Source organism: Natrinema caseinilyticum, assembly GCF_024227435.1.
In the GTDB taxonomy this organism is placed as follows: Archaea; Halobacteriota; Halobacteria; order Halobacteriales; family Natrialbaceae; genus Natrinema; species Natrinema caseinilyticum.
The window spans coordinates 3,083,041-3,103,144 of record NZ_CP100445.1 but is presented as its reverse complement, the minus strand read 5'-3'; the positions used below and the strand labels follow the sequence as shown (position 1 = coordinate 3,103,144).

Sequence of the window (20,104 nt, the reverse complement as noted above, 5' to 3'; positions counted from 1 at the left end):
GGCACTTAGTTGAAAGAAAGCCAAAATGAGCCCTGCACGATCGGAGTAGACAGGATTGGGTACACCCCTCTCGACGAGGTGCCCTTGCCACTCTGTACCATCCTCATAAACTGTGTTTTCAGTCACTACGAAAGTAACATACTGGTAATAACAATAGCAGAGTTACTGATAGACTTCGCTGTATGTCAGAGAAATCACGACGTACGTTCCTCAAGGTGAGTGGCAGTCTACTGGGTGGCGTTGCGGTGGGAAGTACGGTCATTGCAGCAACAGCAACTGACCGGTTCATCGTTGATACGAGAACAACTCGACGAGAAAGGGTCACAGCAGCTGACCTGACTGTCGTACACGACCTGAGCGAGATCGACCTCCTGGTCGTAGAGGCGACCGAGTCCGAACTCGAGTCGCTAAACGCGCAGTACGCTCCGGATAGTACATACTCACTGAACCGTCCCCTCAGTGACCAGCCGCCTTCCACGGCCGGGGCACCGTCCGAACCAGGATACACATATCAGTGGGATAAGCAGGCCCAGAATATCCCAGAAGCCCACGAGGTTACTCGTGGGGACGGGACTCGCGTAACCGTTATCGACACGGGGGTCGCCGCCGGTCATCCTGACCTCGAGCATGCAGTGAACACGGACCTGTCTCGGAACTTTACTGACGACGACTATGGTGCTGGTGGTCCATACGGCGGGTACCACGGCACCCACGTCGCCGGTATTATCGCCGCAAACGACCAGAACGACGAAGGCGCCGTCGGTACTGCGCCTGCGACAGACGTTGTCGACTGCCGAGTGTTCTCACCGGGTGCACTGGCGTCGTTCGCAGATATTCTCGCGGCTATCGTCTACAGCGTCCGCATCGATGCCGACGCCGCCAACATGAGCATCGGGGCGTACCCAGTCTCGCGCGAGGGATATGGTCAATTCTACGGCGAGGCGCTCAGCCGAGTCACGACCTATGCCAATAGTCAGGGGACGTTGCTCATCGCAGCTGCAGGTAACGACAGCGCTGACCTCCAGCGTGACGGGCGTCTTTGCGGCGACTTCGACGACGACGGCACGGAGGAGTGTATCTCCGCAGTCAGTCTTCCCAACGAGGCAGCGAACGTCATGTCCGTCAGCGCCACCGGACCAGTTGGCTACCGATGGGGGGACACGGGGCTCGAAGAGGAGACCGATAGTCCAGCGTTCTACACGAATTACGGGACGAACGCTATCAACATCGCCGCGCCCGGCGGAGACGCCGACCTCGCGGCTATCGGTACCGGTGTCGACTGGCGGTTCGACCTCGTTTTCAACACCATCGCTGTACCCGAGTACGCCGACGATGGCACCTATACGGGGGCCTCCTATGGCTACGATTGGCACGCTGGAACGTCGATGGCCTGTCCACAGGTGGTGGGGGCAGCTGCGCTCGTCAAGAGCCAGAACCCTGATTTCAGCGCGTACCAAGTGCGCACGACGTTAGAGCGTACTGCTGAGACAGTTGACGAGTACGACAAGGCGTACTACGGGTCCGGCTTCCTGAATCCAGCAGCAGCCGTCGACCGGTGAAGGAGGAGCCGATCTCGCTCCGAGAAGCGGCCGACCGCTCCGTCCCACATCGCGAACTCGAGACGAGCGAGAAGAAGCTCCAGAACCACGAGTATCGGCTCGACGCATTCGTCGAGTGGTGTACCGAAGCCTGGACCGACGACCCGAACCACCTCACCGGTCGCGATCGTCGTCGATTCCGCATGTGGCGATAGCAGGAAGTGACCGTCGTCGTGCTCTGTGGAGAGTGGTGAGTGCTCGAGGACGTCCTCGTTCCACTCGTTGATCTCGAGCGGCGTACCGGGAACGTGCTTTCCGGTCGCAACGTTCACGTGCTTGTTCGCGTAGATTTCGATCGCCGGCGGCTCGTCGTTCGTACCCCATGGCTCAGTGTCAATCTCGAAAGTGGCCTGTCCTTTTTCGATTGGAAGGTCACCGCGATAGTACGCGTGTACACCGCTGCCGGACGTCGAGACGTCGGTGTAGGTCACGCCGAGGTGTTCGAGGACCGCGATGAACGCGGGGTGAACGGTGCCGGTCTCGGGACAGACGACATCGTCGCCGTCGACGAACGCGTAGGGGTCGTCCTCTCGCTGGATGAAAACGCGGCCGTTGACCGTCTCCCGGTATTTCGGATCTTCGAGGAACATCTCGAGTTCCTTGCCAGTGACATAATGGTCGCTGTAGTCCCACTTCCACCGGGCGTCACAGTCACACTTGTCAGCCGTCGTGTGACCGGCCCTCGAACACTCGGCGGGGGCGTTCTCGTCACCCCACGGTACGACCGGCTGTTTTCCGCTCTTGCCGGCACGTCCCATCCACTGCTCGCGCTCGAGCAGTTCGTCGGGGTAGACGTCGCGTTCCGGATTCGCGAAGTCTGCGTCACCCCATTCCCCGGCAAACTCAGCGTAATCCGCGTCACTATCGCTATTCTCGTTATCTTCGACGTCTCTCCCGTTCCGAATCGCTTCGAGATGAAAGTCACAAACCGGAACCGCGTCTGTTGGGTCTGTGGCTTCACGGTCGCACCCGCCGTGCGTACACTGTTGGGCAGCGGGGACCGTCATGGTTGACACCTCCTATCCTCGAGGGCAGGACAGCGCTTCCCTAATTCGTCGATTTCACACCCGCAGAACTCGCATATCGGCGGATGCAGGCGATCGACGGTGCTCACGTCGACCACCTCCATTCCCTGAAAGAATCGCAGGCGGGCGTCGACCCGCGTCTAAAAAACTGATGAACTCCCTTCGGTGAGGGAGGGTTCTCTAACCCAGAAGTGGCGAATCCGGCCGCGACAGAGTCCGTACCTTGCGGTCTGGAACCCTGTGCACGACGGATAATTTCGCATGGACTCGCCGGGATTTGAACCCGGGGCCTCTCCCATGCCAAGGGAGTGATCTACCTCTGATCTACGAGCCCTCGAGCGCAACCGTCAATTCCCCTCGGGCATAGATAAACCCCTCGAATTCCTCGAGACCACGTCACGGCACCACATTCTCGCCGGTCTCGGTCTCGATCTCGAGTACCCTGAGACGGACCGCTCTGAAGCTGAGCGGACTTCTATACATGGTTGATTCCAGTAGTTATAAGGTATCCGACGGACACATTCTGAATGGAAGTTACGCTTCCAAATACGGGGGCGTACGTGAAATGCCCCGGGTGCTGAGACACCCGAAGCGTGGCTTCCAAGCCATCCACGGCTTTGCAAGCCATGTTCCACTTGCTTCTACCGAGACATAAACGTCTCGCACGACGGAAGTATCGCCACACACGACAGGATCGCCGCCCCGATCAGCGAGTACAGCGGCGCGACACCCACACAGCGGACGGAGGTCGTCGATGACCGACGACGAACTGATCGACGACGACCCCGACTCGAGCCCGGCTCCGACCGAGTCCGAGATTCTGGATGGCATCCTCATAGACGTGGACCTCAACCCGCCACCGGAGCTCTCCAGGTGCCCGAACTGCGGCGGGCCGGTCTCGTCGGTCACGTCTCGCGGGCCGGCGGATCACACCGCGGGGCCGTGTGGCTGCAGTCTCACGCCCGGACAGGTGAAGCGGCTCTGACTCCAATCGCGGGCCGACCGATTCGGCGCTGATAGCAGCCACCCCCGACCCCGGTCCCGCGGTGACGGGGTTGCGAATTCTTTTTGCGCGTTCCCCGACGAAATCCGTCGATGGCCGACGACCAGGGTCCCGATGGCGACCGGAATCGGGCACAGAAGCCGACTCGAGATAGAGACTCGAGCCGAGCGGACGAGTACGCCGACCGCGCCGAGATCCGCGACACCTACGACCGGATCGCGACCCACTTCGCGTCCACGCGAGAGTACGCCTGGTCCGAGGTCGAGTCCTTCGTGGAGACCCACGCGGGAGACCTCGAAACCGCCACGGCCGACGGCGTCGGCCTCGACCTCGGCTGTGGCAACTGTCGCCACGCCGAACTGCTGGCCCCGCACCTCGAGTCCGTGGTCGGCCTGGACGTCAGCCGCGGGTTGCTCGAGACGGGTCGAACCCGGGCGACGGAGCGCGGGTTCGACGTCGAACTGGTGCAGGCCGATGCGGCGGCGCTCCCGCTCGCGACCGATGCGGTCGATCTCGCGGTCTACGTCGCCACGCTGCACCACCTGCCGACCCGCCGGGCCCGCCGGGACAGTCTGGACGAACTCGCGCGGGTTCTGTCTCCCGAGGGCCGCGCGCTGGTCAGCGCGTGGTCGACCGCCCACGACCGGTTCGACGAGACCGAGGGCTTCGATACGACCGTCGAGTGGACTCTCCCCGGCGGCGAGCCGGTCGACCGATTCTACCACATCTACGCCCCCGACGAGTTCGAAGCCGACCTCGCGGACAGCGCCCTCGAACTCCGCGAGTGGGAACTCTCGAGCGGGAACTGTTACGCGACGGTGGCGGGGGCGCGGGGCCCCGGGTCTGACTGACTTCGCGCTCGAGTGCGCCAATCGCCAGCAGGGACCGCAGGCGGGCGGCGCGAAACGGAAGCGCCTTAAACGTGGAACGAAAATCCGAGAGTGCGCGCGGATGGTCTAGTGGTAGGACCTGAGCCTTCCAAGCTCATGGCCCGGGTTCAAATCCCGGTCCGCGCATTTCTGCGGCGAGCATCACCGCGAGCAGCAGCAATCGCACGAGGGATTGAACGACGGGAGTCGCAGCGCGTGAGCGAAGCGAACGCGACCGTCTTCAGGTGGTTCAAATCCCGGTCCGCGCATCGCCGTTTTCCGCATGGTTACCGCCGGTTTGAGTGACGACTGGCTCGGTGCAGTGAGCTAGCCATTCACGAGCCGGGCTCGCGCGAACCTGGACGGGGTGTAGCTCGCGGCTTCCGTGTTTTCTCACGTTCAGATAGGCGGGGTTGGCGGACTCGGTACCCGCGACCGATTGACAGTCAAAAACTCCAGATGGAGATTGTATAATTGGTGTGCACACAAGGTTATTGTTCTCGAGGCCAAATGATCGAGATATGGCTGACGACGACTCTCTGGCACCACCCGAAGCGATCGAAATCGTGGACGAGGCGGAACGGACCGACGAATGGACGGACGAGATGCCGGGAGTCGACCGCGTGATTTCGGTCGCGTTGACGACCGAGCAACCGCGGACGGCGGACTGGATCGCGGAGCGAGCGGCGGTATCACCGACGACGGCACGGAGTCACCTCGAGCGATTGGTCGATCTGCATATCCTGAGTGCAGTCGAACAGCGAGGTGCGAAGACGTACTATCCCGATGCCGCGTATCAGCGGTTCAAAGAAGTGTCACAGCTGATCGAGGAACACACTCGCAGCGAAATCGAGACGATGACGGTCACTGCAAAGGAGGACATCGAGGAACTCGGGGAAACGTACGGTGTCGAGAGCGCGGATGAACTGCGGAAACTCGCGACGGCCGACGACACCTCCTCGAGGGAGGCGCGGGAATACTTCAAAAAGGCCTCCGAGTGGGACTCGCACTCGCACATGGTCTCGATAGCGGAGGAAGCGCTCGAGCGATACGAGAAATTCAGCGACCACTACCGACCGTCGGTAGATTCGGCTGTATAGATGTCTCTCGGCGATTTGCTGGCAGATGGCGGATCTGACCCGATCGGTGTATCCGGACGGCGGGGTCGGATCTTCGAGCAGTTACGGATCAATCTCAACCACCATCCCGCGACTGAGACGGTCGTCGTCAGACCGACGCGCGACCAGAGAGACCGGAAACTCGTTGCTCACTTCGATACGCAGATCCTGGTCGATGGACTCGTCGACGCAGACGAAGCCAGGCTCGAGATCAACTGGTGGACGCACCCGGTCGGGATCGACGACCAGTTCAAATTCCACTACCTCGAGTCGTCGGGCTACGATTGCGGCTGGCACCGACAACCGCATCCGGCGGAGTCGGACATCCCGTTCGACCACTTTCAGCAGCGAGCCTCGCCGGAGAGCGACTACCACTACCAGGGCGTCGACTTTCTGGAGGACGCTCCCGTCGGACTCTTGTGGGAAGTGACGCGAACGCGACTTCCGAGGATCGTCCGGGCTCGGTACGATCCGAATACGGACGTTTGAGATTCGTCGGCTACCGCCTCGTCGATCTCCCGGTGATGGTCCATGCGCCTCGCCCGATGAACCGCAGCAATCGCTCACGACCCTCATCGGGAGTTCTGTCCTCGAGTTCGTCGTCGGTCGGAAAATCGGGATCGGTGATTACGTACGCTGCCTCCGCGTCCGGGTGATCGTTCGGATCGAGCACCGAAACCTCCCCTGTCGCGGTGAGAGATCGTGGCCGACTGAAAACAGCGGGCGACCGGATGGTACGTAGTATCGGTGTACGCCCCGAAGCTCGTGGCCCGGGTTCAAATCCCGGTCCGCGCATTTCTGCGGCGAGCATCACCGCGAGCAGCGGCAATCGGAAGCGAAATTCGAAGCACGCGAGTCGCAGCGTTCTCGCGTCGTTCGGACGACCGCCCCGTAGTCGGGTTCGGGTCCCGCTCCGCACACTCGTCGAGAGCGACCGCCGTCGTCCGACCGTGCGAGAGACGCGTCCGGGCCGGTCGCTTACCGCTGGTCGTCATTGGGGATACTAAACAATTATCTGACCTCCGAAAAATATCGGTTTTCAGCCAGTTAGGAGGAACACGACCGCACCGGGCGATCGAAATCGACTTCACAGGGCCGCCAAAACATTGCTCGAGATGAGTGGCCCCGCTGACGAGTTTCGGAAGAAAACGTTCACGATCCGATCGCTGCCGAACGGTATTGCTCGATTCGGACATAATATGCCGCGCCTCGTCCGTGCCAAGCGCGCCGACAGGGTCAGTGAGCAGTTCGCGGAGAAGATCATGCTCGCGGTCACGGCGGTCAACGAGTGTCAGTACTGCACTCGATACCACACCGACCTCGCACGCGAGACCGGCGTGGATCGGGAGACGATCGCGCAGATCCTCGAGAACGACGTCGGGTCGGCCGTCGACGACGGCGAGTTGCCCGCGTTGCAGTTCGCCCAGCGGTACGCGGAAACGGACGAGAACCCGGGTCCGGATGCGCTGGCAGCGTTGCGAGACGAGTATGGCCGGGACACGGCCGCGGATATTCTCGCGTTTATCCGTGCGATCTACTTCGGGAACCTGCTTGGCAACACGTACGACGCGGTCCGGTTCGCACTCGCGAAGCGTGCACAGGCGGGACGGCGGTGCCTTCGGTCAGCGTCGGCCCGTATCACCCGTACCGTCGAACTGCTGCGCGAACGGTGTCCGGTCTGAGGCAGTCGGCCAGTCGCGAGTTCGCGGACGGCGACGGCGGCGGCGCGGAGGCCCAGCGTGGTGCCGACGGCGACCGCGACGTCGGTTTCGGCGACGAGGTTTGGAGTCGGCCTGCCCGCGGTCGCGGTGTGTGAGCCTCGCGACCACGGCGGTTCCGAAGACGAACGCGAGGCCGGGTCCCGGTGACCGGATCGACCCCGGTGAACGACCCGACGACCGGGCCGACTTCGATGACGACCCCGATGAGGCGCACCCGCACCCCGCACGGGTCCGTCGCTACTCGCCCCGTAACAGGTCCACGATGCGCTCACCGACGGCTTGCTCGAGTCCGCCGTACCCGACGTAGAGGACGATCGCCTCGAGCAAGACGGCACCGACGAGTGCAACGGCTCGTGCGCTTCCGGAGAGGGAATCGATTGCGAACATGATGGAGAAAGGCGAGCGTGGTGTTAGTCGTCGGCGACGGCACTATCCGACGTGGCGGCACAGCGGTTCGGCCCGAGTTCGAGTTCGGTCTCTTCGTCCTCGTCTGCGGGTTCGTACTCGCCGGCGTTGGTCGCGATGACCTGCTCGTAGTTCGGCGGCTTCGACGGCAGGTTCTCGAACATGTGCTCGACGAAGTCGTCTTCCGCCATGCGGAGGATCTCGTTGTTCTCCCAGAGGTAGCCGACGGTCGAAAACATCGGCTGCCCCGGCGTCACGTCGATGTACTCGCCGTCGTCGGTGACCGAGAAGTGTCCCGGGAGGATCTTCACGTCGTTTGGCTCGGTCATGATGGCCCTGTGGAGCGTCTCGTACTGGACGCGAGCGCCGTCGCGAGCGTCTTTGTCCGCGAACTGGAGTTCGGTCCGGCCGATGGATTCGACGAACAGCGTGTCACCGGTGAGCAGCGCCTCGTTGTCGACGAGATAGGAGGTCATCCCCGTGGTGTGGCCGGGCGTGTGGACAGCCTTGATCTCGACGTCGCCGAGTTCGACCGTGCCGTTCGGCTCGATGGGGTCGAACTCGAACTGCGGGTCCCGCGACTCGGCGGGGGCACCGAGGTGGTAGGGCACGCCGAGTCTGTCGGCGAGCTGTCGGCCCCGCGAGATGTGGTCGGCGTGGATGTGGGTGTCGAGTACGCGTGTCACCTTCAGCCCACGTTCGCGCGCGGCCTCGAGGAACACGTCGGTGGCGCGGGTGACGTCTACGAGGGCCGCTTCGCCGGCACGCTTCGAACCGACCAGATAACCGAGACAGCCCTTCGACCGGCGCTGGAGTTGCACGACGACGAGATCGTCGGTTTCCGTGGCGATCGGCACGACGTCGTAGACCATGCTCCAGGCCTCCATGCCATCCTCGACGGTCTTGACCTCGTCGACGTACCCGTTCTCCTCGAGGTACGCGGCGAAACTGCTCGCGGAGGCGCCCGTCGCACAGATGGTGACGACGGTGTCGTCCGCGTCGAGGTCGTCGCCGTCGAACTCGCCGACGAGTTCGTCGTTGTCGCCGGAATACTCTACATTTCTGGCGCCGGCGATATGCCAGTCCTCGAAACTGTCTGGGGATCTGGTATCGAAGAGGACGAACTCCTCGTCGGCGTCGATCATGTCTCGGAGTGCTTCAGCGGTGATTGTTTCGACCATCGTCACCGTATAGTACGAAGAGACCATGTAAAACGGTTCGAGCGGGGAGAATAATTACCCGCAAATCTCGACGCGGTGGAGAAACGAGCGACAGTATCCGACATAATTGCTGCAACGTTGCCTGGGGGTCGGCGGTCACGGCGCACGACCGAGCCGAAAGGTGACACGAGAGACGAACATACCAATAGCGTCTTTACCCGAAAGCCACTACTGGTATTGCAGGGACAATGCAAACCTCAGCCATCGAGGAGGCGCTGATGGATCTCCCACCGAGTTCGAAGTTCGTTTACAAGACACTGTCACGGGAGGGATCGATGACGCTCAAGCAGATCACGGAAGAGACGCTTCTCTCTCCGCGCACGGCGCGATACGGGCTCACGCAACTCGAGGACAATCAGCTGATCGAGTCCGCACCGGCGCTCCACGACGGGCGACAGACCTGTTACAGTATCAGTCACCGATCGATCGGAGACGACCGGACCGGCTATCCGGAGCAGGTCCTCGTCAAGCCGGACAGCGCGCAAAAACGGCTGGAAACGTTCGAAGCGGACGATCCCGATCTCCGGCTGGTCGAAGTCTCGGCCGAGTACGACGAGGGTCACATCCCCGGGGCCGTCGAACTCGACCCGCGGGCCGATTTCTTCGATGCCGGCACGCGGACGATTCCCGGCGCCGACCGACTCGAGAAGATCCTGGGCGAGCGCGGGATCACGCCCGATAGCACGGTCGTCCTCTACAGCGACGGCTACAACGAGTTCGCGGCGTTCGTCTACTGGACGCTGAAGTACTATCGCCACCGGGACGTCCGATTGCTCAACGGAGGGAAGTACTACTGGACCGAGAATCACTACCCGACGTCGGAGTCGACCCCGGCCGTCACTCCCGTCGAGTACGAGACGCAACCGCCGAACGACCACATCCGTGCGTACCGTCAGGACGTTCAGAGCGCGCTCTCGGAGGACGTCTCCATCATCGACGTGCGGTCGCCCGAGGAGTACTGTGGCGAGGCCGACGCGAACGCCCGTGCGAGCGGCCACATTCCTCGGACCGTCAACATCGAGTGGGACAGCGTCGTTCGCGAGTGCGGCCGATTCGAACACCGACAGGCCGTAGAGCGGCCGTTCGCCGACGTCGGGATCACCGAAGACGACGATATCCTCGTCTACTGTAACGTCGGCGAGCGATCCGCACTGGTCTGGTTTGCGCTCTCGGAGTTGCTCGGCTATCCGAACGTCGCGAACTACGACGGCTCCTGGACCGAGTGGGGTAACCTCGTCGACGTTCCGATCGAGACCTGCGACTCGTCCGACCAGTGAGACCGACCCTACCGGACGGCCGTCGGCCGGACCCCGCGATTCGCTCCGCGTGCCGAGTCGAATCGGCGTTCCGGTAGAGAATTGTATCCGGGGACCACGACCACATCCGGCAGTCCTCGGGGGACGACCGGACTCGGATCGGTGGCACTCACGCTGTTCGGTCCCGGCCCCTTCGTCGCGCTCGGCTCGTCTGTGGGCGTGTTACCGGCGCTCCAGTCGGTTTTCGGTGCCTCGTCGTGAGACGACGTCGACAGGGGCGACGAAACAGCGCAATAATCACGGGTTCTCACTCGAGTGTCACACGACGAGGGAATGCGTGCGGAAACGGGGTGTCTCCGTGGCTGGGGCCCCGCGGTCCGGGCACGACTGGTCACCTTCCAGCAATTTTTTCTGTAACTACCAGTGTCGCGACGAACTTGGCACCATTATTTCGGCTACCTCTGCTTTCAGATAGCCTCGCTCCCAAGCCTAGATGACTATGGACCATATAGTCGTGCTTGGTGCTGGCGTCGGCGGCACGATGACCGCCAACATGCTCCGCCGGCGATTGGACCGATCCGACGCGGAGATCAGCATCGTGGACAAGAGTACAGAACACGCGTATCAGCCCTCGTTCTACCTGCTGCCGTTCGGATACATGGAGCCCGAGGATCAGTTTCGGGATATCCGCGGGCTGCTCCGGGATGGCATCGAATTCGTGCAGTCGGCGGTAACCGGTGTCGATCCCGATGCGAAGACCGTCGAACTCGCCGACGGTGAGCTATCGTACGACTATCTCGTCGTCGCGTTGGGCCACCGGCTCGCACCCGAGGCGACGCCCGGCATGCTCGAGGGCTGGGAGGAGACCGACTCGGTCTACCCCTTCTATGACTTCGACGCCGCGATGGGGCTGCGGGACGCGCTCGAAGACTTCGACGGCGGTACCTTCGTCGTCTCGGTCCCCGACACGTCGATCAAGTGCGGGGGAGCACCGCTGAAGATGACAATGCTCGCGGAGGACTACTTCCGGCGACAGGGTATCCGCGACGACGTCGACGTCGTCATGACCAAGGGGGGCGACGCGGTCTTCGGCGTCTCACCCTACCGCGAGAAACTCGAGGAGATCTGGGCCGACCGTGACATCGAAGCCAACCTGAACTTCACGGTCGACGAGATCGACCACGAACAGCAGGTCATCCACTCCGAGGAGGGAGACAGTCAGGAGTACGACCTCTACGCTCCCGTGCCCCCGCAGTACGGGCAGCCGGCGCTCACCGACAACTCGCCGCTGACCGAGGGCGACGAAGAGCACGGCGGCAAGTACGTCACTGTCGACGAACACACCCTCCAGCACACCGAGTACGAGGACGTCTTCGCGCTCGGCGACGGCTGTAACACGCCCAACGCCAAGACGGCCGCGGCGGCGCGCAAGCAGGCCCACGTCGTCCTCGACAACCTCACCGCCCACATGGAGGGCCGACGCCAGACTGCGAAATACAAGGGCTACGCTGCCTGTCCGCTGCTGACGAAGAAGGGCAAGGCCATGGTCGCCGAGTTCGACTACGAGGAGAGCATCTCCGCCCCCGTCGAGAGTCGATTGAACTGGATCATGGACATCAACATCCTGCCCAGTTTCTACTGGGATTCCTGGCTGCGCGGTTACGACCCACTCCCATAACGATGGCCAGCAACGAACGAACCGTAGACGCCGACGGCTCGATCACCGACGAGACCGAACTGGCACGCGCGATAGAGGAAAACGAAGCGGAACTGGCGGAACTGCTCCGGCTCCTCACGGTCACGGAGGAACTCGCCGCGGATCTGACTCCGGAACTCCGTGAGACCGTCCGCGAGAACCGCGAGCCCATCCGCGAGCTTCGCATGGCCTTCGAACGCGAGGAGACGCTGATACTCCTCCAGAAAGTCGGCGAGGAATCGGACACGCTCGTCGAACTGCTGGACATCCTGGCGGCCTCGAAGGACCTCTCGGACGATCTCGTCCCGGAACTGCGCGTGGCGATTCGCGAGAACCGCGAGGTCATCGAGCGCATTCGACTCGCCGTCGAACGCGAGGAAACGCTCGTGCTCGTCGAGAAGCTAGGCGACAACGTCGACACGCTCGCGGAGTTGCTCGACTTGCTCGATGCGACCTACGATCTGGCGATGGACCTGACTCCGGAACTGCGGGACGTCGCCCGGGACAACCGGAACGTCATCCGGGAGCTCCGGATGGCCGCGGCAGGGTTCGCGGACGCCCACGACGACGCCGACGTCGACATGTACGAACTCGGACGGAACGCGGGCAACATGGTCGCGCTCGTCGAGACCGTGGGCGATCCGACGTTTACCAACGCCGTCGACGCCACGATCGACGGCTTCACGCAGGATCCCGAGCCGGTCGGGCCCGTCGGGCTCGTCACGGCGCTGTTCGACGCCGACGTCCGGCGCGCGCTCGGTCGCCTCCTCGCGGCGGCGCGCGCACTCGGGAGCGCCTCGCTCGAGGAGTCGGATCGCCGAGACCGATAGCGTCTCCCGTCCCACTGAAACGGTCGCGCGGGTCGGTCGCACGACTGTCGTGACCACGACCCTCATTTTCGCGAGACGGACGGACGTCGCACCGATTCAGCACCGTCGGTGCGCCGTCCCGACCGGACTACCGGAAAATATCGTCCGCAACCGGTAGCGGATTTCTCGAAAGAGAAAATATAGTTGGTAGAAATTGACTTTAATGGTGCCGATCCCAAGGAGAAAATGGAGATGACGAAAGCACCCGCTTCAACGGAGGAGCCACCGACCGACGCGCCCGGCATCGGCGATACGTTCCCCGACCTGACGGTCGAGACGAGTATGGGCGAGCGCTCCCTTCCCGACGAGTACGAAGGTGAGTGGCTCGTCCTGTTCAGTCACCCCGGTGACTTTACGCCCGTCTGTACCTCGGAGTTCGTCGCCTTCGAGCAGCGCCGCGAGGAATTCGAAGCGCTGAACGCCGAACTGCTCGGCCTGTCGGTCGACCGCGTCCACTCTCACATCACGTGGACCGACTGGATCGAGGAGAACTTGGACGTCGACATTCAGTTCCCCATCGTCGCCGACGACCAGGGGGCGGTCGCCCAGCGACTCGGCATGCTCCACCCCGGCGCGGGGACGGCGACCGTCCGCACCGTCTTCGTCATCGATCCCGAGGGGACGGTCCGGTTGCGCCTGACCTACCCCATGGAGATCGGCCGGAACATCGACGAAATTCTCCGTTCGATTCGCGCGCTTCAGAAGAGCGATGCCGACGGCGTCGCCGCCCCCGCTGACTGGCCGAACAACGACGTGTTCGGCGACCGCGTTCTCCTGTCGCCACCGGGAACCGAAGCGGACGCCGCGGCTCGCAAAGCCGCTGCCGTCGACGACGACGAACTGAACTACTACGACTGGTGGTTCGTCACCCGCGATCGGTAACGGACTGCACTCCCACTGACCGACACACCGCTTCACTGACCGGCACACCACCGGCGGCACTCCCTGCCGGGTGACCGCCACCGAACCCGACATCATCCAATCGTACTATGATCGATCCAGTCATCGCCAGCAGACTTCAGTTTGCGGTGACGACGATAGTCCACATCATCTTCCCAGTCATGAGTATGGGGCTCGCGCCCTTTCTCGTCTACTTCACGTGGAAGGAGATACGGACGGACGAACAGGTATACGAACAGCTCCGAACCTTCTGGACGAAGATTTTCGCCATCTCGTTCGTCGTCGGCACCGTGACGGGGATCGTCCTCGAGTTCGGGTTCGGGACGAACTTCGCGGCGTTTTCGACGACCGCCGGCGAACTCTTCGGCGGCCCGCTCGCGCTCGAGGGCATGATGGCGTTTATGCTCGAGGCGACGTTCCTCGGCATCTTCGTCTTCGGACGCGACCGGGTAAGCGACCGCCTCTACATGCTCTCGAGCGTACTCGTCGGACTCGGGACCTGGCTGTCGGCCGTCTGGATCCTGGTCGCGAACTCCTGGATGCAGACGCCCCGCGGCTACGAGATGGCGACGAAAAACGGCCACCCGATCGTCACGCTCGTGGACCCGATCGCAGCCTACGCCAACCCGCGTTTCCCGTGGATGTTCGTCCACATGCAGAACGCGGCGGTCCTGTCGGTCGCACTGTTTCTAACCGGCGTCGCCGCCTACTTCGTCTGGACGAACCGCGACACCGAGTTCTGGCGCACGACGATGAAAATCGGCCTCGCGGCCCTGCTCGTCACCGCCCCGTTTCAGGCGATCCACGGCGACGCCTACGGCCGACACGTCGCGGAGACGCAACCACAGAAGTTCGCCGCCATGGAAGCACAGTACGAGACCGACTCCGCGGTCGGGCTGAAGCTGCTCGCAGTTCCGACGAGTCTGGACGATATCACCGATCCCCACGCCGACGACCTGTTCGTCGTCGAACTCCCGTTCGTCGCGTCACTGCTCGCAAGCGGCAGCGATCCCGGGGCGACGATCACCGGGTTGAACGACATCGACAGCGAGCAGCCGCCAGTCGCCATCGTCTTCTGGGCCTTCCGGGCGATGGTCGGGCTCGGGACGTGGTTTATCGTGCTGGCGTTCTGGGGCGGCTACCGGTGGCTCCAGGGTGACCTGTTCGAAGACGACCTGCTGGCGAAGGCGTTCGCCGGATCGTCGGTACTTGGTATCTTCACGGTCGAACTGGGCTGGATCGTCACCGAGGTGGGCCGTCAGCCGTGGGTCATCCAGGACGTGATGAAAACGCACGCGGGCGTCTCGTCGTCGCTGAGCGGGACGCACGCCCTCGCCACGTTGATCGGCTTCGTCGGGGTGTACGCGGCGTTGCTCGTTCTCTACTGGTACGTCGTCGTCCGGCTCATTCGCGAGGAGGCGCCGACCCGGCCACCCGCGTCGAAGCGCGAGACGACCGTCCCCGAGGAGGTCGTCCCGAGCGATGATTGACCCACTTCTCGCGACGCTGCCGCTTTCGCTCGCCGACGGGCCGCTGTTCGGCCTGCCGCTCGCGGAGCTCTGGTTCGGGCTGGTGTTCGCCGTCTTCGGGACGTTCCTGTTTCTCGACGGGTTCGACTTCGGCGTGGGCGCGCTGTTTGCCACGCGGTCGTCCGAGGCCGAGCGCGAGCAGCTGCTGGCCGCGATCGGCCCCTTCTGGGACGGCAACGAAGTCTGGCTCGTCGTCTTCGGCGGCATGTTGTTCGCCGTCTTTCCGTCGGCGTACGCGACGCTGTTCAGTCGCCACTACCTGCTCATGTTCGCCATCCTGGGCGCGCTCATCGTCCGCGGTCTCGCCCCGGAACTGTACGAACAGCGCCACGACGAGGCGTGGCACCGCTGGTGGGGACGCGCCTTCGTCGTCGGAAGCGTCGCGTCGCCGTTCTTCCTCGGCGTCTTCGTCGGCAACTGGCTGTTCGGCGTTACGGGCGTGGCCTCGCTCGCGAGCCTGCTGGTCGGACTGGCCGTCGTCGCGCTCACGATCGTCGACGGCGCGGCCTACCTCGGGGTGAAAACGCGGGGCGACGTCCGCCTCGAGACGCGGCCGATCGGCCACCTCGCGCAGGTCGCCTACCTCCCGTTGGCGGTCACCGCGCTGGTCGTCGGGAGTCGATCGGCACCCCACGTCGCGCTCCGCTCGGCGCCGACGCTCGGCCTGCTCGGGCTGACGGTGTTGCTGGCCGCCGTCCACATCGTCGCCGGCCGGGCCGGTCGCACCTACCTGGCCTTCGCGGCCGTCGCGGGGCAGGTCTACGGGCTCGTCGCGCTCGTCGCGACGCTGCTGTTCCCGCTGGTCGATCCGGCGACGGACCTCTCGATCGCGGACGCGATCGTGTCGACGGTGCCGTTGAACCTCACGACCATCGGCGCAGCCGTCCTGTTGCCGCTGGTCGCGTCGTACTTCGTCGTGCTCTATGCCGCCTTCAGCGGCCCCGTCGACGACGAATCGTCGTACGCGTAGGCCCGCCGTCTCCGTCTACCGCCACGTGCGATAGTATCCGACGGTGAACAGGACCAGAAACAGACCGATACCGAGGGTTCGCAGAACCGATCCGCGGTCGCCGGTGATCGACAGCTGCACCAGGCCGACGCCGACGAGAACCGTACTGGCACCGAGTGACAACGCGAGCATCCACGTTTCCCCGTCGAGGGTACCGGCGCGACTCGTACCGGATCCCCCGATTCACGCGTCGATCGCACCAGAACGGCCGTCGCCGTCGACGACGAGTCGGACACCGCGCGCTCGAGCGGTCGCTGACCGTCGGTCGGCGGAGCGAATCGTCTGTTTCGCACGGGACGGGAACCGAATCCGACGGGTCCGAACGCGACGATCAGTGGGCCGTCGCCTCGGGCGACAGCCCGATTCCGGCCAGTAACAGCCCGGCAGCGACGAGCAATCCGAGTCCCAGCGCCGAGACGATATCGCCGAGTCTGAACAGCCAGACGGCCGCGATGAGGCTCGCGAGGACCATCGCAACGCCGGTCGCGAACAGGGAGCTGTTGAACGGCTCGCGGGAGCGTTGTCGTGACATTGGGTGGCTCACATCCGTTCCTACGGACTAACCGGGCTAAAACGGTGGGCTGGTGCGTATTATTGGCCGTTTTACCCGCGCGACCGCGGATTGCAGCAATAACTGCCACGGAATCGCTCGCGTCTCGAGAGCACTGCCGTGGACGCACCGAAATTACTGCTCCCGATCGATTCGCCGCGTTCGCCGCCGGCGTATCGGGTGGGCGTCGTCCGCATCGAAGACGGCGGAACGACCGACCACGACGTCCGGTTTCCACCGCGCGGTCCGATATTCGGTCCGCGTTCCGCTCGAGCCACGCCCGTTCCGTCCGGACGAGAGCCGCCGGGTCCGTCGAATCGACCGCGACGGATGCGCCGTCGCTGTCGGCGCCGCTGACGCCGGTTGCCGCGTGCGTCACGAGATATCCGATGCGTCAATCCGGCGTTGCCACCCACGGGCGCGACCGCGTGGCGTCCCGCGCTATTCGTCCCCCGGTTCGGCCTCGAGACCGTACACGTGGAGTTGTTCGCTGTTCGATGTGACGGCCACGTACTGCGTGCCCGCCTCGGGATCGTCCCAGACGACCGGCTGGGCGGCGATCCGACCGCCGGTATCCGCTCTCCAGAGTCGGTCGCCGGTCGTCGCGTCGAGGGCGACCAGATGACCGCCCGACGATCCGTGGAAGACGACGCCGCCCGCCGTCGCGGTCGTCCCACCCGTGAACGGATGGCCCGCCGGGGAGTCCGTCGGGACGTCTTCGAGTGTGTGGGTCCACTCGATGTCGCCGGTCGCGGGATCGATGGCGGCGACTCGGCTTTCGACGTCGGCGGTGTCCGGATAGCCGATGTAGCCGCCGATAGCGAAGCTGTCGGCGTAGTTCTTGCTCGAGTCGTACTCCCACTCCGAATCGTACGCCACGGTCATGACGTTGTCGTTGGAACCGGTGTAGTACAGCCCGGTCTGCGGGCTGTACGATTCCGGGAGCCACTCGTGGGCACCGTTGAAGCTGGGCCACATCTCCTTTTGGTTGTCCTCGCCGGCCGGCGGGAAGTTCAGGAAGCCCTCGCCCCAGTGATCCTGTCGAGTGAAGGCCGCGGACCGCTCGAGCAGTCGTCCGTTCTCGGCGTCGAAGACGTACAACCAGCCGACTTTGCCGGCCTGGGCGACGACGCGACGCTCCTCGCCGTCGACTTCCATGTCGAAGACGAAGGGCGAATTCGAGGCGTCGTAGTCCCAGAGTTCGTGGGCGAGCATCTGGTGGGACCACTTGCGCTCGCCGGTCTCGGCGTCGAGGGCCACGATCGACTGCGTATGCTTGTTCGGTCCGGGTCGGACGACGCCGTTCAGCATGGGGTCCGGATTCGTGGTCGAGAAGAACACCGTCCCGCTCGTGGGGTCGACCGTCGGCGTCATCCACGCCGCCCCGCTGGAGAACTGCCAGGTCTCACCGACCCACTCGTCGGGCTTTCCGACCTGCCACTTCCAGCGCTGTTCGCCCGTTTCGGCGTCGAACGCGAGGAGGTACGTCCAGGCCGCCTTGTCCGACGACTGGCCGATGAACACCGTCCCGTCGTAGACCATCGGCTCCTGCGTGATGAACAGTCTGTCGGCGAGGGGCGCGTCGAACTCCCGTTGCTCCTCGGTCATCAGGTTCACTTCCCACCGTTGTTCTCCCGTGTACCTGTCGATCGCTACGAGGCGCGGGGGAACGGCCGTCTCGTCGGGGAACGCGACGTAGGCCGTATCCTTCCAGACGGCGACGCCGCGATTTCTCACTCCGGACGCGTCTATCTCCTCGATTCCGTATTCGAACTTCCAGTACCCCTCTCCCGTTCGCGCGTTCAGCGCGTTGACGTGCATCTTCCCCTGAGAGAGGTATATGACCGGCGGATCCCCGGGAACGATCGTGGGATTGGCCTCCTGACCTTCGGCGACGCAGTCGCCCAGTCCGTTCACCGTGTCGACCGTGTATTCGAGAGTCAGGTCTTCGATAGTCTCCGGTGTGATCCGGTTTGCGGGAGACGACCCGATCTGTTCGGCTCCCTTGTTGTAGTGGAGCCACGAATCGGCCCGCTGTCCGTCTTCGCGAAGGAGTTCGTCGCTCACGTCCGACCCCGGGACCTCGGCGTTCTGTCGGACCCGATTCTGGTTCGGGATGGGGCCCGCATCGAGGTGGCTGAGTCGCTCTTCCGGTTCGATCACGTTCGTGTGTTCGGGATTTCGTCTCATCGGAATCACTCCGTGATTGTCTCGAGATCGACTGCGGTCTCTCCGCGCATTTCGTCCGTGACCCAGTAGACGTCCTGGGGCAACAGCCCCTGTGCGATGGCCTGAACGGCGAACCCGGTCGACAGAAGTCCGCCGAGTTCGCCGTCCGAGAGACTCGCGTCTTCGGTGGCGATCGCCTTCGCGCCCTCGGCCATCAGGAAGAAGCCGGCGCCCATCGACTGACCGTGCCAGACCGCGTTCGCGTGGATTTCCTCGGTCAGGAGGTTCGCCTGCCGCCACAGGTGCCCGTCGAGGTCGTCGAGCCAGAGGAGGACCCCGCCGGCGGCGCCCATCGTCATCGGCGGGATCGCGTCACCGAATTCGATCCGCTCGCGCGGAATTTCGTCCGTTGCGACCCAGTGGTGTGTGCTCAACTCCTCGGCGTTCGCGATGACCGTTGCGAGCAGCGAGACTCCTTTCCCCGAGTCGAACCCGAGAGCTGTGAGTGGATCGACGGACTGTTCCGATTCGACGAACGTCGCGACTGCGGTCTCGAGGGACTCGGGTGAGAACCGCGGGAGATGGTCGGTCGTACTCTCGAAGAACCCGGCTTCGTCGAGATGATCGTAGATCGGCCATCCCGCCTCCGCTATCGATGCGAATTCGGTCCGGGGCTCCGCCCGCGGTAATCCGTATTCGATAGTCTCCGGAAGGCTACTCACCGCATCGGCGACCGCCGCTCCGTGGGTAGCGAGCAACCCCGCGTCGAGCGATCCCGTCAGGTCGGCTTCGATCGCTTCCCCGATCGGTGCGAGTTTCTCGGCCGTCCCCGCAGTCATCCCGTCGCGAACCTCCGACAGCGTCGCCCCGCCCGCCGCCGCGGTTCCGGTAACGCCGAGCACTTTGAGGAACTCTCGTCTGTCCTCGCGTGCTACGGCACGTTGGTTGTGACCATATGACATGATCTAGCCCTCCCTAGCACACCGGCCGCCATAATGCTATCCAAATTACATATTTTGATAATGTCATTTGGAATCGGGGTGTTTGGCCGAGTAAGGTTCGCACTATCGGGCTGAAATAATATCGATGTCATATCCTTGTCTATGACAGTTTTCGGATTCTCCCGCGGAGCGACGAGGCTCGTATCCAACGGGCGGTCTCCCGGTC

Annotated in this window: 20 protein-coding genes and 2 tRNA genes; 13 read left to right on the top strand and 9 right to left on the bottom strand. The window is 63.5% G+C overall.

Annotated elements, in window-relative coordinates:
- Positions 1-182 precede the first annotated feature (182 nt).
- The gene (locus NJT13_RS15205) at positions 183-1,559 is read left to right on the top strand and encodes a S8 family serine peptidase (protein ID WP_254522485.1); all 1,377 of its coding nucleotides are present in this window, start codon (positions 183-185) and stop codon (positions 1,557-1,559) included.
- Here NJT13_RS15205 and NJT13_RS15200 read toward each other — a convergent pair.
- Together NJT13_RS15200 and NJT13_RS15195 are read right to left on the bottom strand one after the other, a co-directional pair.
- Entirely contained in the window at positions 1,514-2,605 is a 1,092-nt protein-coding gene (locus NJT13_RS15200) for a hypothetical protein (protein ID WP_254522484.1), read from the bottom strand. The genes NJT13_RS15205 and NJT13_RS15200 overlap by 46 nt on opposite strands.
- Before the next feature lie 280 nt (positions 2,606-2,885).
- A tRNA-Ala gene (locus NJT13_RS15195) sits at positions 2,886-2,957 on the bottom strand.
- A 420-nt stretch (positions 2,958-3,377) separates the two neighbouring features.
- On the opposite strand from NJT13_RS15195, the gene NJT13_RS15190 reads away from it, so the two are divergent.
- The 5 genes from NJT13_RS15190 to NJT13_RS15170 all read left to right on the top strand — a co-directional run bounded on the left by NJT13_RS15190 (position 3,378) and on the right by NJT13_RS15170 (position 6,102).
- Positions 3,378-3,608 (top strand): hypothetical protein, encoded by a 231-nt coding sequence (locus tag NJT13_RS15190; protein WP_254522483.1) that lies wholly within the window; start codon positions 3,378-3,380, stop codon positions 3,606-3,608.
- Positions 3,609-3,718: 110 nt separating this feature from the next.
- Positions 3,719-4,477, top strand: coding sequence for a class I SAM-dependent methyltransferase (locus NJT13_RS15185; protein ID WP_254522482.1), 759 nt, complete (start codon positions 3,719-3,721; stop codon positions 4,475-4,477).
- A 94-nt stretch (positions 4,478-4,571) separates the two neighbouring features.
- Positions 4,572-4,642 (top strand) — tRNA-Gly (locus tag NJT13_RS15180).
- 374 nt (positions 4,643-5,016) lie between these two features.
- Positions 5,017-5,595 (top strand): winged helix-turn-helix domain-containing protein, encoded by a 579-nt coding sequence (locus NJT13_RS15175; protein WP_254522481.1) that lies wholly within the window; start codon positions 5,017-5,019, stop codon positions 5,593-5,595.
- Positions 5,596-6,102 carry a toxin-antitoxin system TumE family protein gene (locus NJT13_RS15170; protein ID WP_254522480.1) on the top strand — a complete coding sequence of 169 codons (507 nt, stop codon included), beginning with the start codon at positions 5,596-5,598 and terminating at the stop codon, positions 6,100-6,102. It begins immediately after the preceding gene.
- Positions 6,103-6,112: 10 nt separating this feature from the next.
- Here the strand turns inward: NJT13_RS15170 and NJT13_RS15165 are convergent, their stop codons facing one another.
- Positions 6,113-6,286, bottom strand: a complete 174-nt coding sequence (locus NJT13_RS15165; RefSeq protein WP_254522479.1) for a hypothetical protein — start codon at positions 6,284-6,286, stop codon at positions 6,113-6,115.
- Between the two features lie 526 nt (positions 6,287-6,812).
- On the opposite strand from NJT13_RS15165, the gene NJT13_RS15160 reads away from it, so the two are divergent.
- The gene (locus NJT13_RS15160; protein ID WP_254522478.1) at positions 6,813-7,295 is read left to right on the top strand and encodes a carboxymuconolactone decarboxylase family protein; all 483 of its coding nucleotides are present in this window, start codon (positions 6,813-6,815) and stop codon (positions 7,293-7,295) included.
- A 276-nt stretch (positions 7,296-7,571) separates the two neighbouring features.
- On the opposite strand, the gene NJT13_RS15155 is transcribed toward NJT13_RS15160, so the two are convergent.
- Positions 7,572-7,721 carry a DUF7512 family protein gene (locus tag NJT13_RS15155; RefSeq protein ID WP_254522477.1) on the bottom strand — a complete coding sequence of 50 codons (150 nt, stop codon included), beginning with the start codon at positions 7,719-7,721 and terminating at the stop codon, positions 7,572-7,574.
- Between the two features lie 23 nt (positions 7,722-7,744).
- Positions 7,745-8,920, bottom strand: coding sequence for an MBL fold metallo-hydrolase (locus NJT13_RS15150; RefSeq protein WP_254522476.1), 1,176 nt, complete (start codon positions 8,918-8,920; stop codon positions 7,745-7,747).
- Between the two features lie 227 nt (positions 8,921-9,147).
- Here NJT13_RS15150 and NJT13_RS15145 point away from each other — a divergent pair, with 227 nt between their 5' ends.
- The 6 genes from NJT13_RS15145 (at position 9,148) to NJT13_RS15120 (ending at position 16,179) form a co-directional block, all read left to right on the top strand.
- Positions 9,148-10,236 (top strand): rhodanese-like domain-containing protein, encoded by a 1,089-nt coding sequence (locus NJT13_RS15145; RefSeq protein ID WP_254522475.1) that lies wholly within the window; start codon positions 9,148-9,150, stop codon positions 10,234-10,236.
- Positions 10,237-10,708: 472 nt separating this feature from the next.
- The gene (locus NJT13_RS15140) at positions 10,709-11,893 is read left to right on the top strand and encodes an NAD(P)/FAD-dependent oxidoreductase (protein ID WP_254522474.1); all 1,185 of its coding nucleotides are present in this window, start codon (positions 10,709-10,711) and stop codon (positions 11,891-11,893) included.
- A gap of 2 nt (positions 11,894-11,895) precedes the next feature.
- Positions 11,896-12,741 carry a helical membrane plugin domain-containing protein gene (locus tag NJT13_RS15135; protein WP_254522473.1) on the top strand — a complete coding sequence of 282 codons (846 nt, stop codon included), beginning with the start codon at positions 11,896-11,898 and terminating at the stop codon, positions 12,739-12,741.
- A 231-nt stretch (positions 12,742-12,972) separates the two neighbouring features.
- On the top strand, positions 12,973-13,662 hold the full coding sequence (locus NJT13_RS15130) for a peroxiredoxin (protein ID WP_254522472.1): 690 nt from the start codon (positions 12,973-12,975) through the stop codon (positions 13,660-13,662).
- A 107-nt stretch (positions 13,663-13,769) separates the two neighbouring features.
- Positions 13,770-15,170: a cytochrome ubiquinol oxidase subunit I gene (locus NJT13_RS15125; RefSeq protein WP_254522471.1), complete on the top strand. Its 1,401-nt coding sequence runs from the start codon at positions 13,770-13,772 to the stop codon at positions 15,168-15,170.
- Entirely contained in the window at positions 15,163-16,179 is a 1,017-nt protein-coding gene (locus tag NJT13_RS15120) for a cytochrome d ubiquinol oxidase subunit II (RefSeq protein ID WP_254522470.1), read from the top strand. The genes NJT13_RS15125 and NJT13_RS15120 overlap by 8 nt, the downstream gene beginning before the upstream one ends.
- 15 nt (positions 16,180-16,194) lie before the next feature.
- On the opposite strand, the gene NJT13_RS15115 is transcribed toward NJT13_RS15120, so the two are convergent.
- The 4 genes from NJT13_RS15115 to NJT13_RS15100 form a co-directional block, all read right to left on the bottom strand.
- The gene (locus NJT13_RS15115) at positions 16,195-16,401 is read right to left on the bottom strand and encodes a DUF8073 family membrane protein (protein WP_484549616.1); all 207 of its coding nucleotides are present in this window, start codon (positions 16,399-16,401) and stop codon (positions 16,195-16,197) included.
- Between the two features lie 148 nt (positions 16,402-16,549).
- On the bottom strand, positions 16,550-16,750 hold the full coding sequence (locus NJT13_RS15110; RefSeq protein WP_254522468.1) for a hypothetical protein: 201 nt from the start codon (positions 16,748-16,750) through the stop codon (positions 16,550-16,552).
- Between the two features lie 459 nt (positions 16,751-17,209).
- Positions 17,210-18,958, bottom strand: a complete 1,749-nt coding sequence (locus NJT13_RS15105) for an outer membrane protein assembly factor BamB family protein (protein ID WP_254522467.1) — start codon at positions 18,956-18,958, stop codon at positions 17,210-17,212.
- Positions 18,959-18,963: 5 nt separating this feature from the next.
- Positions 18,964-19,899: a hypothetical protein gene (locus NJT13_RS15100; protein WP_254522466.1), complete on the bottom strand. Its 936-nt coding sequence runs from the start codon at positions 19,897-19,899 to the stop codon at positions 18,964-18,966.
- Positions 19,900-20,104: the final 205 nt, after the last annotated feature.